Source organism: Kitasatospora sp. NPDC048715 (assembly GCF_043198905.1).
In the GTDB taxonomy this organism is placed as follows: Bacteria; Actinomycetota; Actinomycetes; order Streptomycetales; family Streptomycetaceae; genus Kitasatospora; species Kitasatospora lactacystinica.
On record NZ_JBICVH010000016.1, the window covers coordinates 158,491 to 171,917 of the forward strand.

The 13,427-nt window shown below is 74.8% G+C and carries 13 protein-coding genes; 4 read left to right on the forward strand and 9 right to left on the reverse strand.

Going from position 1 to position 13,427, the window contains the following annotated elements:
- Window positions 1-53 precede the first annotated feature (53 nt).
- Window positions 54-1,001 carry a DMT family transporter gene (locus ACGFSC_RS28300; protein WP_380350144.1) on the forward strand — a complete coding sequence of 316 codons (948 nt, stop codon included), beginning with the start codon at window positions 54-56 and terminating at the stop codon, window positions 999-1,001.
- Window positions 1,002-1,028: 27 nt separating this feature from the next.
- Here the strand turns inward: ACGFSC_RS28300 and corA are convergent, their stop codons facing one another.
- Complete coding sequence (gene corA, locus ACGFSC_RS28305; protein ID WP_359903528.1) at window positions 1,029-2,150, reverse strand: magnesium/cobalt transporter CorA; 1,122 nt, start codon at window positions 2,148-2,150, stop codon at window positions 1,029-1,031.
- Between the two features lie 453 nt (window positions 2,151-2,603).
- On the opposite strand from corA, the gene ACGFSC_RS28310 reads away from it, so the two are divergent.
- Window positions 2,604-3,245, forward strand: a complete 642-nt coding sequence (locus tag ACGFSC_RS28310) for a suppressor of fused domain protein (RefSeq protein WP_359903526.1) — start codon at window positions 2,604-2,606, stop codon at window positions 3,243-3,245.
- A gap of 90 nt (window positions 3,246-3,335) precedes the next feature.
- Here the strand turns inward: ACGFSC_RS28310 and ACGFSC_RS28315 are convergent, their stop codons facing one another.
- From ACGFSC_RS28315 to ACGFSC_RS28335, 5 genes are all read right to left on the reverse strand, one after another.
- Entirely contained in the window at window positions 3,336-4,196 is an 861-nt protein-coding gene (locus tag ACGFSC_RS28315) for a PHP domain-containing protein (protein WP_359903523.1), read from the reverse strand.
- Window positions 4,197-4,245: 49 nt separating this feature from the next.
- Window positions 4,246-4,884, reverse strand: coding sequence for a DUF6758 family protein (locus ACGFSC_RS28320; protein WP_359903520.1), 639 nt, complete (start codon window positions 4,882-4,884; stop codon window positions 4,246-4,248).
- A gap of 307 nt (window positions 4,885-5,191) precedes the next feature.
- A complete protein-coding gene (locus ACGFSC_RS28325; protein WP_359903649.1) occupies window positions 5,192-5,350 on the reverse strand; it encodes a hypothetical protein in 159 nt (52 codons plus the stop codon).
- Between the two features lie 409 nt (window positions 5,351-5,759).
- The gene (locus ACGFSC_RS28330; protein WP_359903518.1) at window positions 5,760-6,635 is read right to left on the reverse strand and encodes an alpha/beta fold hydrolase; all 876 of its coding nucleotides are present in this window, start codon (window positions 6,633-6,635) and stop codon (window positions 5,760-5,762) included.
- Between the two features lie 199 nt (window positions 6,636-6,834).
- On the reverse strand, window positions 6,835-8,988 hold the full coding sequence (locus ACGFSC_RS28335; RefSeq protein ID WP_392864098.1) for a DEAD/DEAH box helicase: 2,154 nt from the start codon (window positions 8,986-8,988) through the stop codon (window positions 6,835-6,837).
- Between the two features lie 689 nt (window positions 8,989-9,677).
- On the opposite strand from ACGFSC_RS28335, the gene ACGFSC_RS28340 reads away from it, so the two are divergent.
- A complete protein-coding gene (locus ACGFSC_RS28340; protein ID WP_049660234.1) occupies window positions 9,678-10,406 on the forward strand; it encodes a ferritin-like fold-containing protein in 729 nt (242 codons plus the stop codon).
- Window positions 10,407-10,450: 44 nt separating this feature from the next.
- Here ACGFSC_RS28340 and ACGFSC_RS28345 read toward each other — a convergent pair whose 3' ends face one another.
- The 3 genes from ACGFSC_RS28345 to ACGFSC_RS28355 form a co-directional block, all read right to left on the reverse strand.
- A complete protein-coding gene (locus tag ACGFSC_RS28345; RefSeq protein WP_359903512.1) occupies window positions 10,451-10,777 on the reverse strand; it encodes a hypothetical protein in 327 nt (108 codons plus the stop codon).
- Between the two features lie 136 nt (window positions 10,778-10,913).
- Entirely contained in the window at window positions 10,914-11,141 is a 228-nt protein-coding gene (locus tag ACGFSC_RS28350; protein ID WP_359903510.1) for a DUF3107 domain-containing protein, read from the reverse strand.
- Between the two features lie 131 nt (window positions 11,142-11,272).
- Complete coding sequence (locus tag ACGFSC_RS28355) at window positions 11,273-11,935, reverse strand: TetR/AcrR family transcriptional regulator (RefSeq protein WP_359903508.1); 663 nt, start codon at window positions 11,933-11,935, stop codon at window positions 11,273-11,275.
- Window positions 11,936-12,156: 221 nt separating this feature from the next.
- On the opposite strand from ACGFSC_RS28355, the gene ACGFSC_RS28360 reads away from it, so the two are divergent.
- Complete coding sequence (locus ACGFSC_RS28360) at window positions 12,157-13,059, forward strand: alpha/beta hydrolase (protein WP_359903506.1); 903 nt, start codon at window positions 12,157-12,159, stop codon at window positions 13,057-13,059.
- Window positions 13,060-13,427: the final 368 nt, after the last annotated feature.

Genomic DNA, 13,427 nt, shown 5'->3' on the forward strand with positions numbered 1-13,427 from the left:
GCCACGGGCCTTACCGTATGACCGCCCCACCCCCGCGACCAGCAAGGAGCGCCGTGTCCGCCGCCCGGCCCGCGACCGCCCCCTCCGCCGCCCCGACCGCCCCCGCGACCGCGACCGCCGGCCCGGGGCCGGCGCACCCGCTCCCCACCCTCGACCTGCTGCTGCTCGCCGTCTCGATCGGCGGCATCTCGCTGTCCGGTCCGCTGATCAGCGCCACCGCCGCGCCCGCGCTGGCGATCGCCTTCTGGCGCAACGTCATGTCGGTCGGCGTCCTCGGCCCGTACGCGCTGCTGCGCCACCGCGCCGAACTGCGCGGGATCGGCCGGCGGGCACTGCTGCTCGCGGTGGCCGCGGGAGTGCTGCTCGGCGTGCACTTCGCGCTCTGGATGCCCAGCCTGCGGATGACCTCGGTGGCCTCGGCCACCGCCCTGGTCACCACCACCCCGCTGTGGACCATCGTGCTGATGCGGCTGATGGGCGTCCGGGCGCCGCGAGCGGTCTGGACCGGCACGATCGTCGCCTTCGCCGGCGTGCTGGTGCTGACCGGCGTGGACCTCTCGCTCTCCCCGCGCGCGCTGCTCGGCGACGCCCTCGCGCTCGGCGCGGGCCTGGCCGCGGCCGGGTACATGCTGCTGGGCGCCGAGGTCCGCAGGACCGTCAGCACCACCGCCTACACCCTGGTCTGCTACGCCACCACGGCGGCCGTGCTGCTGGGGATCTGCCTGGTGGCCGGAACGCCGCTGGCCGGATGGCCGGCCGGGGTGTGGTGGCAGATCGTGCTGCTGATGGTCGCCGCCCAACTGCTCGGCCACTCGCTGAGCAACCGCGTGGTGCGCAACCTCGGGCCGTCGATCACCTCCACCGCGATCCTGCTGGAGACCCCGGGCGCGGCGCTGATCGCCGCTCTCTGGCTGGGCCAGTGGCCCCCGGCGGCCGCCTACCCGGCGGTGGTGCTGATCCTGCTCGGCCTGGTCCTGGTCGCCCGCGGCGGGCGGCGCTGACCGTCGGACCGGAGCCGGCCGCGGCGGTCAGAGCCAGCCGTTGCGGCGGAAGCCCCGGTACATCCCGACGCAGATCAGCACGATCGCGCCGAGCACCATCGGGTAGCCGTACTCGTGGTGCAGCTCGGGCATGTAATCGAAGTTCATGCCGTACACGCCGGTGATCATGGTGGGCACCGCGAAGATCGCCGCCCAGGCGGTGATCTTGCGCATGTCCTCGTTCTGCGCCACCGAGACCTGCGCCAGGTTCGCCTGCAGCAGCGAGTTCAGCAGCTCGTCGAAGCCGTGCACCTGCTCGGCGACCCGGGCCAGGTGGTCGGCGACGTCCCGGAAGTACTTCTGGATGTCCGGGTCGACCAGCCGCTGGAGCGGCTCGGACAGCTGCTGCATCGGGCGCAGCAGCGGCACCACGGCACGCTTGAACTCCAGTACCTCGCGCTTGAGTTGGTAGACCCGGCCGACATCGGCGCTGCGCCCGCCCTTGGCCGAGAAGACGCCGTACTCGATCTCGTCCACGTCGTTCTGGAGCCGCTCGGCGACCAGCAGGTAGTTGTCCACCACGTGGTCGGCGATCGCGTGCAGCACCGCCGCCGGGCCCTTGGAGAGCAGCCCGCTCTCGTCCGCGTCGGCCTCCAGCCGGTGGCGCAGCTCCTGCAGCGAGCCGTGGCCGCCGTGCCGGACGGTGATGACGAAGTCCCGGCCGGCGAAGACCATCAGCTCGCCGGTCTCCACCACCTCGCTGGTGGGCGTGAGCTGGTCGTGCTCCACGTAGCGGATGGTCTTGAAGACGGCGAACAGCACGCTGTCGTAGCGCTCGACCTTGGGGCGCTGGTGCGCGTGCACCGCGTCCTCGACCGCGAGCGGGTGCAGGCCGAAGCGCTGGGCGATCCCCTCGAACTCGGCCTCGGTCGGCTCGTGCAGCCCGATCCAGCTGAACGAGCCCTCGCCCTCGGGGAGTTGGTGGGCGGCCTTGACCCGGCGGGCGGCCTCGCGGGGGCTGCACGTCTCGCCCCTGCGCTTGCCGTGCTGGTAGACCGCGCAGTCCACGACCGCCGAACCGGCGTCCTCGGGCAGGACGTCGTAGACGCCGGACGCACCGCGGCGGCGGTTGGTGCGGACGGCGGCGCGCAGGCTGTTGATCATCGACATGGCAGGCTCCCAGAGGCAGGAACCGTCGCGCGGCGGCGCGGAAGGAAAAACGTTCGGCCGCGGTACGACGGCGGAGAACACCGGTGGAACGGGGGATGAAAGTGCTCTCCCGGCCGGTCCGTCCGCCGTGGGGCCTGTGCCCGGGGCTACCGCGGCTGATTCAGCCGGTTGGGCCTGCGGGGCGCGGGGTACGGGGGAGTCGGGGCCGGGTAGAGCTGCCGGTACTGCATGGTCGGCCGGTATCCACCGCAACCACCTCCTTCGCGCCGCCGCCCCGGGACGAAACGATCCCGGTGGCCAGTCGCTCACCCTAACATCTGACCGGGCGTCGAAGCCGTGCGGTTTCCCGGAGGTTTCCGAAGGCTTTACGGGATCCTTGTGCGGCCCCGCCGCGAGCGCCCGCACACCCGCCCGCACGCGGCCCGCGAACCCCCGGGGGTTACGCTCACCGGCATGGCGCACGACTTCCCGCTCTTCGGCGACCCCCACGGCGGCACCTCCCCGGAGCTCTCCCGGGAGGCGGTGCTGGCCGCCGTCGAGGCCAGGCTGATCTCCACCTTCGGCGAGCCGGGCGGCCGCGCCGCGGTCACCTTCCTCGGTGCCGACCGGATCGAGGTGCTGCGCTTCGGCCCGGACACCGAGGACCTCGTGCGGTACGCCACGCTCGGCATGTCCGCCGCGCCGATGGCCGACCCGACCGCGCCGGTCGCCGACCAGGTGCGCGGCCCGCGCGCCGAACTGGTGCTGACCGTCCGGGGCGGGCGCGACAGCGTGCTGCGCACCCTGGCCACCTTCGCCGCCACCCCGCAGGTCGAGGGCCTGGTGGTGGCGCCGGGCGGCTCGCTGGACCTCGGCTCCCCGCTCTGGGACGGCGCGCCCTTCACCTCGGTGCTCGCGGCCGAACCGGGCGGCCTGGTCGAGGACCTGGAACTGGCCGAGCCGGCCGATCCGGTCCGCTTCCTGCCGCTGCTGCCGATGACGCCCAACGAGGCGGGCTGGAAGCGGGTGCACGGCGCGGCCGCGCTGCAGGAGCGCTGGCTCGACCAGGGCGCCGACCTGCGCGACCCGAACCGCCGCGGCGTCCGGCTGGACTGACCGCCGCGCGATCGGACGGGGTGCGGCGGCGTCGAACCCCGGGGCAAGGGATTACGGGTCCCCTGCCCCCGCGTCCGCGTCCGCCCCCGCTCAGCGCTCGATCGGCTTGGCGCCGGTGGCCTGCGCCAGCAGCGCCCCGTACACCTCGGGGTCGGTGGTGTGTTCGCCGAGCCGGACGGTCTTGCGGGTGCCGTGGTAGTCGCTGGAGCCGGTGACCAGCAGGCCGAGCTCGCCGGCCAGGCCGCGCAGCCGGACCCTGGTGTCCTCGTCGTGGTCGGTGTGGTCGACCTCCAGCCCGGCCAGCCCGGCCGCCGCGAGGTCGGCGATCACCTGGTCGGAGACCGTCCGGCCGCGCTTGACCGCGCCCGGGTGGGCGAACACCGGCACCCCGCCGGCCGCCCGGACCAGCCGGACCGCCGCGACCGGGTCGGTCTCGTGCTTGCGCACGTCCGCCCGCCCGCCGTTGGCCAGCCAGTCGGCGGTGAAGGCGTCCGAGACGGTGGCCACCACGCCCGCCTCGACCAGCGCGCTGGCGATGTGCGGCCGCCCGACCGAGCCGGCCCCGGCGATCCGCCGCACCTGCTCCCAGCTGATGTCCGCGCCGAGCTCCCGGCAGCGCTCCACGATCGCCCGCCCGCGCCGGAACCGGTCGGTGCGCACCAGGTCCCGCTCGCGCGCGAACTCCGGCTCCTCGGGGTCGAACAGGTACGCCAGCAGGTGCATGCTGATGCCGTCCACGGCACAGGACAGCTCGGCGCCCGGGACGACGGTCAGCCGGCTGCCGGCGGGCAGTGCGCGCACCGCCCCGGCGGCCTCGGCGTGGCCGGCCACGGTGTCGTGGTCGGTCAGCGCCACCACGTCGAGGTCCGCGGCGACGGCCGCGGCGACCAGCTCGGCCGGGCTGTCGGTGCCGTCGGAGGCGTTGCTGTGGGCGTGCAGGTCGATGCGCACGGGTCGGGCTCCTGGGGGCTCGTGGGTGCCGCCCAGGATAGGCCAGCGGTCAGCCGAGCAGCCGGGGGGAGAGTGCCCCGCAGGGCAGCAGGTCCAGTTCGGCGCCCGCCTCGCGAAGGTCGGTCAGCACCAGCTCGTCGTACATCACCAGCGCGGACTGCTCGGGCCAGGCGACCGCCCAGAGCCAGAGTCCGCGGGCCTCGCCGGCGAACACCGCGCGGTCGGCCGGGGCGTCCGGGACGTGGAACATCGGAGTGGGCCGCCCGGCGGCCATCAGCTTGGCGTCGGCGGGCTTGTAGAGGCCGACGGAGTCGCCCGGGTCAGGCCCGGGCAGGCCCGCGTAGCGGGCACCGAGGCCGACGCCCAGCTCCTCGGCGATCAGCACCAGCTCGCCGAAGCCGCCGAGCGGGGCCGGTCCGGAGCAGGCGACGGCGGTGGCCCGGGCTCCCGAAACGTCGTCACCGACGTGGGCGATGCCGGTGTAGAGCCAGCCGACCGGGAGCGGCCAGGGCAGCCAGACCGGGACCTGGGAGCGGGCGACTGCGACGCCGAGGGCCTCCACACTCGGGGGCAGCACGGGCTGCATCGGGTGCACGGCTCCGTGCCGGTCGCACTGCCAGGTGTCTGAGAACAGACCGGGGGCGCGGACCCGACCGGCGCACCTCGGGCAGCTTGGCTCGCCCCTCATAGCCGTCAACGCTCCTCCCTCCGGACCGCCGCGTCAAGGACGATCACCCGTACGGAGGGCTCGGCGGCACCTGTCGGTGGCGGACGCCCGGACCGGCACCGGGTGGGCGCGGCGCGGGCGGTTCCCGTTGGGGGATGTCCCGTCCCGGGCGGCGGCAAACGTTCCGGCTCCGACCCCGAACGCACTGACGCCCCGTCATCGGCGAATGCGGTGACGGGGCGTCAGTCGGGTATCGGAACGTCCGGATCGGACGCTCCCGGGTCGTCGGCGGCGGGTGTGGGCTCCGGGTCGGAGGCGCCGCGCCGGGTCAGACGGTCGGGCACGGGCGGATGAGCAGGCGCTCGCCGGTGCGGGCGGCGGCGTCGACGACCTCGCGCACGGTGGCGGCGTCGGCGATCAGGCGGTCGGCGGCGGAGCCGTTGGTGTCGTCGAGCCGGACGATCTCGAAGCGCATGGTCTTCGTCATGGGCGTCTCCTTTCCTGACCCCGCGGGGCGGGGCGGTCGCGGCTGAGTCGGTATCAGCCCTTTCGGGGTCCTGCGGATCCGGCGGTGAGACCGGACCGGGCGGGTCGTAGTCGCGGGTGCGGCGGTCTGCTGCGGCAAGGGCCCCCCTTGCTTGCCTGGTGCGTCCAGTGCCTCGTGAACCACGGTGACGTGGCGGTGCTACCGGGCCGTTGCCCGTCCGTAAAGTCCAGGTTTCGGGAGATTGGCGCCGAGCGGAGGCCGGCGATGATTCCCGGACAGAATCAAAGATTACCGTAACTAACGAATTTTGTCCTGTGTTGAAGCCGGTCGAAGTTGCAGAAGTGGTACAGACCACTTTCGGTGAACCGGGGGAACCGGACCGGTCCGGCGGGCGTCGGCGCCGGCCGCGTCAGCCCCAGAAAGCCGCCAGCGCCTCGGCCGTGGCGGCCGGCCGCTCGGCGTTCGGGGAGTGGCCGGCGTCCGCGACCACCACCCGGCGGGCACCCAGCCGCTCGGCCATCGCGGTCTGCTCCGGGACCGGCCAGGCGTGGTCCCGCACGCCGGACAGCACCAGCAGCGGCAGCCCGGCGGTGGCGGCGGCCAGCTCCGCCACCCGGTCCGGCGCGGTCACCAGATGGCCGCCGGTGACGGACAGTGCCCGCGGCACGTTGGCCAGCCAGCGCCGGTGCAGGAACTCCGCGACGGCCGGCTCCAGGTTCGGCCGCGGCTGCCCGCTCTCCGCCTCCAGCTGCCGCATGACCTGCCAGATCTGCTCCAGGTCCATGCCCCGCAGGGCGTCCAGCAGCAGCTCGGTGCGGGCCGCCTCGGCCGGATCGATCGCGCCCGGGCCGGTGGACACCAGGGTCAGCGACCGCCAGGGCAGCGGGCCCTCGGCGGCCGCGGCGAGCACCGCCTCGCGCACCACCTGGCCGCCGAAGGAGTGCCCCAGCAGGTGCAAGGGGGTGCCGTCGGCGGTCAGCGCCCCGGTCAGCGCCCGTACGTCCGCGCCGAGCGCCCCGACGCCGTACGCCGCCGGGTCGTCCGGGCCGCCGGTCTCGTACTGCCCGCGCTGGTCCACGGCCGTCACCCGGTACCCGGCCGCCGCCAGCGGCTCCAGCAGCGCGATGAAGTCCTCCTTGCTGCCGGTGAACCCCGGCACCAGCAGTGCCGAGCCGCGCACCGGCCCGGCCGGCTCCGCCCGCAGCGCCGCGAACTCCCCGCGCCCGGTCACCACCCGCTCGGCCCGCGCGCACCGGGGCAGCGTCAGAAACGGCGGCGTGCTCATGGGCTGCTCTCCCTGCTGTCCTGCCGGCGACCCGCCGGTCCGCCGGGGACTCCCCGGCGCCCCGAGCCTAGTGACCTGAGGCGGAGGCGGGGCGGGGCCCCGGGAACGATCGGCGGGACGGGACCGCGGCGTGGAACGCCCGAGGGGGCGGGCCCGGCCGGGTGGCCTGGCCCGCCCCCTCGGGGGGAGACACGGAGTGTCAGCTCTCCGGGGTGGCCTCCACCGGCGCGGCGACCTTGCGGGCGCGGGTGCGCTTGCGCGGGGCCGGGACCTCGGTGGCGTCGGCCTCGGCGGCCGGAGCCTCCGGGGCGGTCTCGGCGACGGCCTTCGGCTTGCGGGCCCGGGTGGCCTTCTTGGCCGGGGCCGGGGCCTCGGTGGCGTCGGCCTCGGCGGCCGGAGCCGTCTCGACGGCCTCCGCCTTCGGCTTGCGGGCCCGGGTCGCCTTCTTCACCGGAGCGGGGGCCTCGACGACCGCGGTGGCCTCGGCGACGACGGCCTCGGCGGCCGGAGCCGTCTCGGTGGTCTCCGCCTTCGGCTTGCGGGTCCGGGTGCGGGTGGCCTTCTTCGCCGGGGCCGGGGCCTCGGCGACCGCCTCGGCGGCGGCCTCGACGACCGCGGTGGCCTCGGCGACGACGGCCTCGGCGGCCGGAGCCGTCTCGGTGGTCTCCGCCTTCGGCTTGCGGGTCCGGGTGCGGGTGGCCTTCTTCGCCGGGGCCGGGGCCTCGGCGACCGCCTCGGCGACCGCCTCGGCGGCGGCCTCGACCACTGCGGCGGCCTCGGCGACGACGGCCACGACGGCCTCGGCGACCGGGGTCGACTCGACCGCCACCGCGGCCTCGGCCGAGGCGGCACCGCCGCGCGAGCGGCGACGGCGACGGCGCGGAGCGGCCTCGCCCTCGGCGCCCTCGACGGCCGGGGCCGCCACGGCGGCACCGGTCACGACGGCAGCGGCCTCGCCCTCGGCGCCGACCGCCGTGCCCCGGCGGGTGCGGCGGCGCTCGCGGGTGCGGCGCGGCTGCTGCTCCTCGGTCTCGGCCGTGGCGGGGCCGGCGCCCGGACGGCCGGAGCCGCCCTGGCCGCCGCGTCCACCACGGTCACCGCGCTCACTGCGGTCACCGCGCTCACCGCGACCGCCGCGGCCCGAGCGGGCGCCGCGTCCACCGGTCTCGCCGAGGTCCTCGACCTCCTCCGCGTTGAGCCCGGCGCGGGTCCGCTCCGATCGCGGCAGGACACCCTTGGTGCCCGGCGCGATCTTCAGCAGCTCGTACAGGTGCGCGGAGGTGGAGTAGGTCTCCTCCGGGTCGTTGAACGGCAGGTCCAGCGCCTTGTTGATCAGCTGCCAGCGCGGGATGTCGTCCCAGTCGACCAGGGTGACGGCGGTGCCGGAGGCGCCGGCCCGGCCGGTGCGGCCGATCCGGTGCAGGTAGGTCTTCTCGTCCTCGGGGCACTGGTAGTTGACGACGTGGGTGACGCCCTCGACGTCGATGCCGCGGGCCGCGACGTCGGTGCAGACCAGCACGTCGACCTTGCCGTTGCGGAAGGCCCGCAGGGCCTGCTCGCGGGCGCCCTGGCCGAGGTCGCCGTGGACCGCGCCGGCCGCGAAGCCGCGCTGGGTCAGCTGGTCGGAGACGTCGGCGGCGGTGCGCTTGGTGCGGCAGAAGATCATCGCCAGCCCGCGGCCGTCGGCCTGCAGGATGCGCGAGACCATCTCGACCTTGTCCAGCGAGTGCGCACGGAAGATGTGCTGCTCGATGTTGGCGACGGTCGCGCCGGTGTCGTCCGGCGCGGCGGCCCGGATGTGGGTCGGCTGGCTCATGTACCGGCGGGCGAGGTTGATGACCTGGCCCGGCATGGTGGCCGAGAACAGCAGGGTCTGCCGCTTGGCCGGCAGCATGGTGATGATCTTCTCGACGTCCGGCAGGAAGCCGAGGTCGAGCATCTCGTCGGCCTCGTCCAGGACCAGCGCGCGGACCTTGGACAGGTTGAGCTTCTTCTGCCCGGCCAGGTCCAGCAGGCGGCCCGGGGTGCCGACCACGATGTCGACGCCCTTGGTGAGCGCCTCCACCTGCGGCTCGTACGCCCGGCCGCCGTAGACGGCGAGGACGCGCACGTTGCGCACCTTGCCGGCGGTCTGCAGGTCGTTGGTGACCTGGGTGCACAGCTCGCGGGTCGGGACGACGATCAGCGCCTGCGGGAAGTCGGAGAGCTGGTCCTCGGTGGCCCGGCCGGCGTCCACGTCGGCGCGCACGATGGCCCGCTCGATCAGCGGGAGGCCGAAGCCGAGGGTCTTGCCGGTGCCGGTCTTGGCCTGGCCGATGACGTCGTGGCCGGTCAGCGCGACCGGCAGGGTCATCTCCTGGATGGGGAAGGGGTGGACGATGCCGACGGACTCGAGCGCCTCGGCGGTCTCCGGGAGGATCCCCAGTTCCCGGAACGTCGTCTTGATGGGTTCAGCGGTGGTGGACAGGGTGCTGCCTCTTCCGTTTTCGAAAGGGCCGAGAGCGAGCGGCGGGCGGGCAGCCGCGCGGCTGCCTACGGGCCTGGGCGGCCCTGATACAGCTGCGCGGACGCACAACCGCGCCGGTCCCTGCGGCCGGCCGGTGCGCGCTGCCCTGGTGCGGGGCGCGTCGCCGGCGGCGTCGGGGAGGATTCCCGTGAGGGACCTGCGCGGGACCTCCGCCTCGGGGCGTGGTCTCGGCGGCCCTCGCTCGGCCACTGATGCGGTGCCAAGGCTTGAAGTCCAAGCCATGGTCGGAGCCGATCGGCTCTCCGACCGGGCATCCGCGTACGTGAGTACCCGTGCCTCCGGTGCGGACACGTCCGGCTGGACGGTGCCACTACGGAGGGTTCGCGCGGGGTACCGAGACGGCGGTGACACCATGCGAACACGACGGGCTCCGTACCACCATACAGTCAGGCGACGACTCGAACACGTGACGCGTCTGACATTGCCCCCGGCAACTGCCACCGGAGCGGCCGGTCCGGCCGGTCACCGGGCGTGCCCGGGCACGGGGCGGCGGGGCGGGACTAAAGTTGCGGGTCATGGAGACCCATGGTGAGACGCAGGACGCGGCGGCCGGCTCGATCGGGGACTGGGCCGCGTGCTCGGCCGACCCCGGCTACCGGGCGGCGGTGCTGGACCTGCTCGGCGCGCTCGCGTACGGCGAGCTCAGCGCCTTCGAGCGGCTCGCCGAGGACGCCAAGCTGGCGCCCGACCTCGCCGACAAGGCGGCGCTCGCCCGGATGGCCTCCGCCGAGTTCCAGCACTACCAGCGGCTGCACGACCGGCTCGCCGAGGTCGGCGCCGACCCGCAGGAAGCGATGCGGCCCTTCGTCGAGCCGCTGGAGCTGTTCCACCGGATGACGGCGCCCTCGGACTGGCTGGAGGGCCTGGTCAAGGCCTACGTCGGCGACGCCATCGCGACCGACTTCTACCGCGAGGTGGCCGTCCGGCTGGACGACGACACCCGTGACCTGGTGCTGAGCGTGATGTCCGACACCGGCCACGCCCAGTTCGCCGTGGACAAGGTCCGCCAGGCCATCGAGGCCGACCCGCGGGCCGGCGGCCGGCTCGCCCTGTGGGGCCGGCGGCTGATGGGCGAGGCGCTCAGCCAGGCCCAGCGGGTCGTCGCCGAGCGCGACGCGCTGTCCAACCTGCTGGTCGGCGGCGTGCAGGTGCAGGGCTTCGACCTGGTCGAGGTCGGCAAGATGTTCAACCGGATCACCGAGGCGCACACCAAGCGGATGGCCGCCCTCGGCCTGGCGTCCTAGGAGTCCTCGGGCGTCAGGGGGGCCTCGGGCCGCCGGCGGGTTCCTCAGGCCGCCCGGTGCCGCCGCGACGCGCGGTGGGCGCCGGGCCGGTGCGGGTGGTGCCGGTGCGCCGGGGCGCGCCCGGCGGCGAGGTCCGGCCGGGCCAGCAGCGAGGTGAGCACGCCCGCGGCCACCGCCGCGGCCGCGACGGACACCGCGGGCTGGCGCCCGTCCACGCCGAAGTGCGCGACCACCCCGCCGACCAGCGCCGCCGCCAGCGCGGTGCCCAGTGTCAGGGCCCGGGCGGCGCGGAAGTACGCGGGCAGGGCCAGCAGGGCGGCGCCGCCCGTGACCAGGCCGACGAGGGCGAAGGCGATCGACTCGACCAGCAAGGCTGCCTCCCGGGGGAACGGGCGTGCGGCACCGGCGCCGCACCCTCGCCGTACCCCGCCCCACCCGGTCGTACACGCGACGGTGCCCCGCTCCCTCGCGGGAACGGGGCACCGGACGATCCTGTGCGGCGACGCCTCAGGCGGTGCCGAAGCCGACCTTGCGGGAGGCCGACTCGCCGATCTCCACGTACGCCAGGCGCTCGGCCGGGACGATGATGCGACGGCCGTGCTCGTCGGACAGCGCGAAGATCTTCTCCGAGCCCTCCAGTGCCTTCGCGACCGCGCTCTGGACCTCATCGGCAGTCTGCGAGCTCTCGATCACGATCTCGCGAGGCGCGTTCTGCACGCCGATCTTGACCTCCACGGCTTCCGTCCCTCCGGGGTTGCAGCCTCCACGCACGGGCACCGGACCGCCTGGGACAAGCGTTCGCGGCGACCGTGCCGTACGGCTTCACCATAGAGCACCGGATCCCCGGCCCGACGAAGGTCGGTGGATCAGCCCTGGTGGGCGGCACCCTCGCCGGACTGCTCGCCCGGGTGCATCGGGAAGCCCTTCAGGCCGCGCCAGGACAGGCTGGCGACCAGCCGCACCGCCTCGTCGCGGGGGATCTCCAGGCCCTGCGAGAGCCAGTACCGGGCGGTGATCTGGGCCAGGCCGCAGACCCCGGCGGCGAGCAGCTTGGACTCCGCCTCGGGCAGGTCGGTGTCCTCCTGGATCACCTTGCTGACCAGCGTCGCGCTCGCCTCGGAGGCCCGCTCGACGCGCTCGCGCACGGCCGGCTCGTTGGTCAGGTCCGACTCGAAGACCAGCCGGAAGGCGCCGGACTCGCTGGAGACGTAGTTGAAGTACGCCTCCATGGTGTTGGCCACCCGCTGCTTGTTGTCGTTGGTCGCCGACAGCGCCTCGCGGGTCGACTCGACCAGGGCGTCGCAGTGCTTGTCCAGCAGCGCCAGGTAGAGCTCCAGCTTCCCGGGGAAGTGCTGGTAGAGCACCGGCTTGCTCACCCCGGCGCGGTCGGCGATGTCGTCCATGGCGGCCGCGTGGTAGCCCTGCGCGACGAACACCTCCTGGGCGGCACCGAGCAGTTGTTCACGGCGGGCGCTTCGCGGCAGGCGGGCACCGCGCGGGCGCTCCTGCGCCTCCTGGATGGCCGTCACGGCGCTCCTCACTTCGGGGTCTGTTCGCTGCTGCAGGATGGCCGATTCTACTTTTCGGTAACCGCGCCCGCGTTCGGCGAAGGCGAGAAAAGACGATCGGCCTGGTTGTCAGGAGCCCACAATACGGCGCTGACCTCGGCCTCGGCAGTGGTGGGACGGAGGCGGCCCACGGCCCGACCACCCCGGCGCTTCCGGGGCGGGGCTCACTACCATCGTCCACCATGAGCAGCGCTGAGCAGCAGGTACGTACGGTCGAGGTTCCCGGCGCGGTGCTCGCGGTGCACCGCCCCGCCGCCGACGGCGTCGCCGACGGGCGCGAGCCCGGGCTCTTCGTGCACGGCCTCGGCGGCTCGGCCGCCAACTGGGAGGCCCTGATGGGCCGGCTCTCCGGGCACGTCGACGGCGAGGCCGTGGACCTGCCCGGCTTCGGCCGCTCCCACCCGCCCACCGACGGCAACCTCACCGTCTCCGGCCACGTCCGCGCGGTGATCGGCTACCTGGAGGCCTCCGGCCGCGGCCCGGTCCACCTGTTCGGCAACTCGCTGGGCGGCGCGGTCGCCGTCCGGCTGGCGGCCGTGCGCCCGGACCTGGTGCGCAGCCTCACCCTGGTCTCCCCGGCGCTGCCCGAGCTGCCCCCGCAGCGCTCCGCCTGGCCGACCGGTCTGCTCGCGGTGCCCGGCGTGCCCGCGGTGCTGCGCCGGCTGTCCGCGGGCGGGCGCGACGCGGAGGCGGCCACCGAGGACCTGCTGCGGCTGGTCTACGGCGCTCCGGAGAGCCTGAGCCCGGAGACCCGGGCCCAGGCGGTCGCCGAGTACCGGCGCCGGCTGGAGGTGCCGCACGCGATGCAGGCGCTGGTCGGCTCGGCCCGCGGCATCGTCTCGGCGTACACCGAGCGCGGCGACCAGGCGCTGTGGCGGCAGGCCGAGCGGGTCGGGGCGCCGGTGCTGCTGGTGTACGGGCTGCGCGACAAGCTGGTCTCCTACCGCTCGGCCCGCCGCGCCTGCGCGGCCTTCGCGGACGCCCGGCTGCTGGTGCTGCCGGAATCCGGGCACGTGGCGATGATGGAGCACCCCGACGAGGTCGCCCGGGCGGTACGGGAGCTGATCGCGCACACCACCGGCTGAGCGCACACCACCGGCTGAGCGGACGTCACCGGCCGAGCGCACGGCGCGGGTGGGGCGCGAGCCGCGGCGGGCCGATCGCGCGCCCGGGCGGGGCCGCGCGGGCGGCCGCGCATACCGCCCGGTAACGGCCCGGATCGGGTCGAGGTCACGGCGGTTCACTCGATCAGGTGGCAGGCAGGCATGTGACCGATGGATCGGCCGGGGCCGGTCCTACCTTTCTGCTGTCGGACCGAACAGGTGTGGGGGAGCCGCGGCCGCCGGAGCAACCGGAGGGCGGACGCGGCCGAGGGGTTCCGGCGGGCCGGGCCCGACCGCCGAAGCGGGCGGGAGCCCGGGGGAACGGAACGCGGCGCGGCCGCGACCGGGCC

What these genes read in the sequence shown, in the direction of transcription:
- ACGFSC_RS28320 (WP_359903520.1), bottom strand. Translation starts at nt 4,884, where the DNA reads ATGAGGGGCGAGCCAAGCTGCCCGAGGTGCGCCGGTCGGGTCCGCGCC.
- corA (WP_359903528.1), bottom strand. Translation starts at nt 2,150, where the DNA reads ATGTCGATGATCAACAGCCTGCGCGCCGCCGTCCGCACCAACCGCCGC.
- ACGFSC_RS28310 (WP_359903526.1), top strand. Translation starts at nt 2,604, where the DNA reads ATGGCGCACGACTTCCCGCTCTTCGGCGACCCCCACGGCGGCACCTCC.
- ACGFSC_RS28360 (WP_359903506.1), top strand. Translation starts at nt 12,157, where the DNA reads ATGAGCAGCGCTGAGCAGCAGGTACGTACGGTCGAGGTTCCCGGCGCG.
- ACGFSC_RS28330 (WP_359903518.1), bottom strand. Translation starts at nt 6,635, where the DNA reads ATGAGCACGCCGCCGTTTCTGACGCTGCCCCGGTGCGCGCGGGCCGAG.
- ACGFSC_RS28325 (WP_359903649.1), bottom strand. Translation starts at nt 5,350, where the DNA reads ATGACGAAGACCATGCGCTTCGAGATCGTCCGGCTCGACGACACCAAC.
- ACGFSC_RS28340 (WP_049660234.1), top strand. Translation starts at nt 9,678, where the DNA reads ATGGAGACCCATGGTGAGACGCAGGACGCGGCGGCCGGCTCGATCGGG.
- ACGFSC_RS28335 (WP_392864098.1), bottom strand. Translation starts at nt 8,988, where the DNA reads ATGACCCTGCCGGTCGCGCTGACCGGCCACGACGTCATCGGCCAGGCC.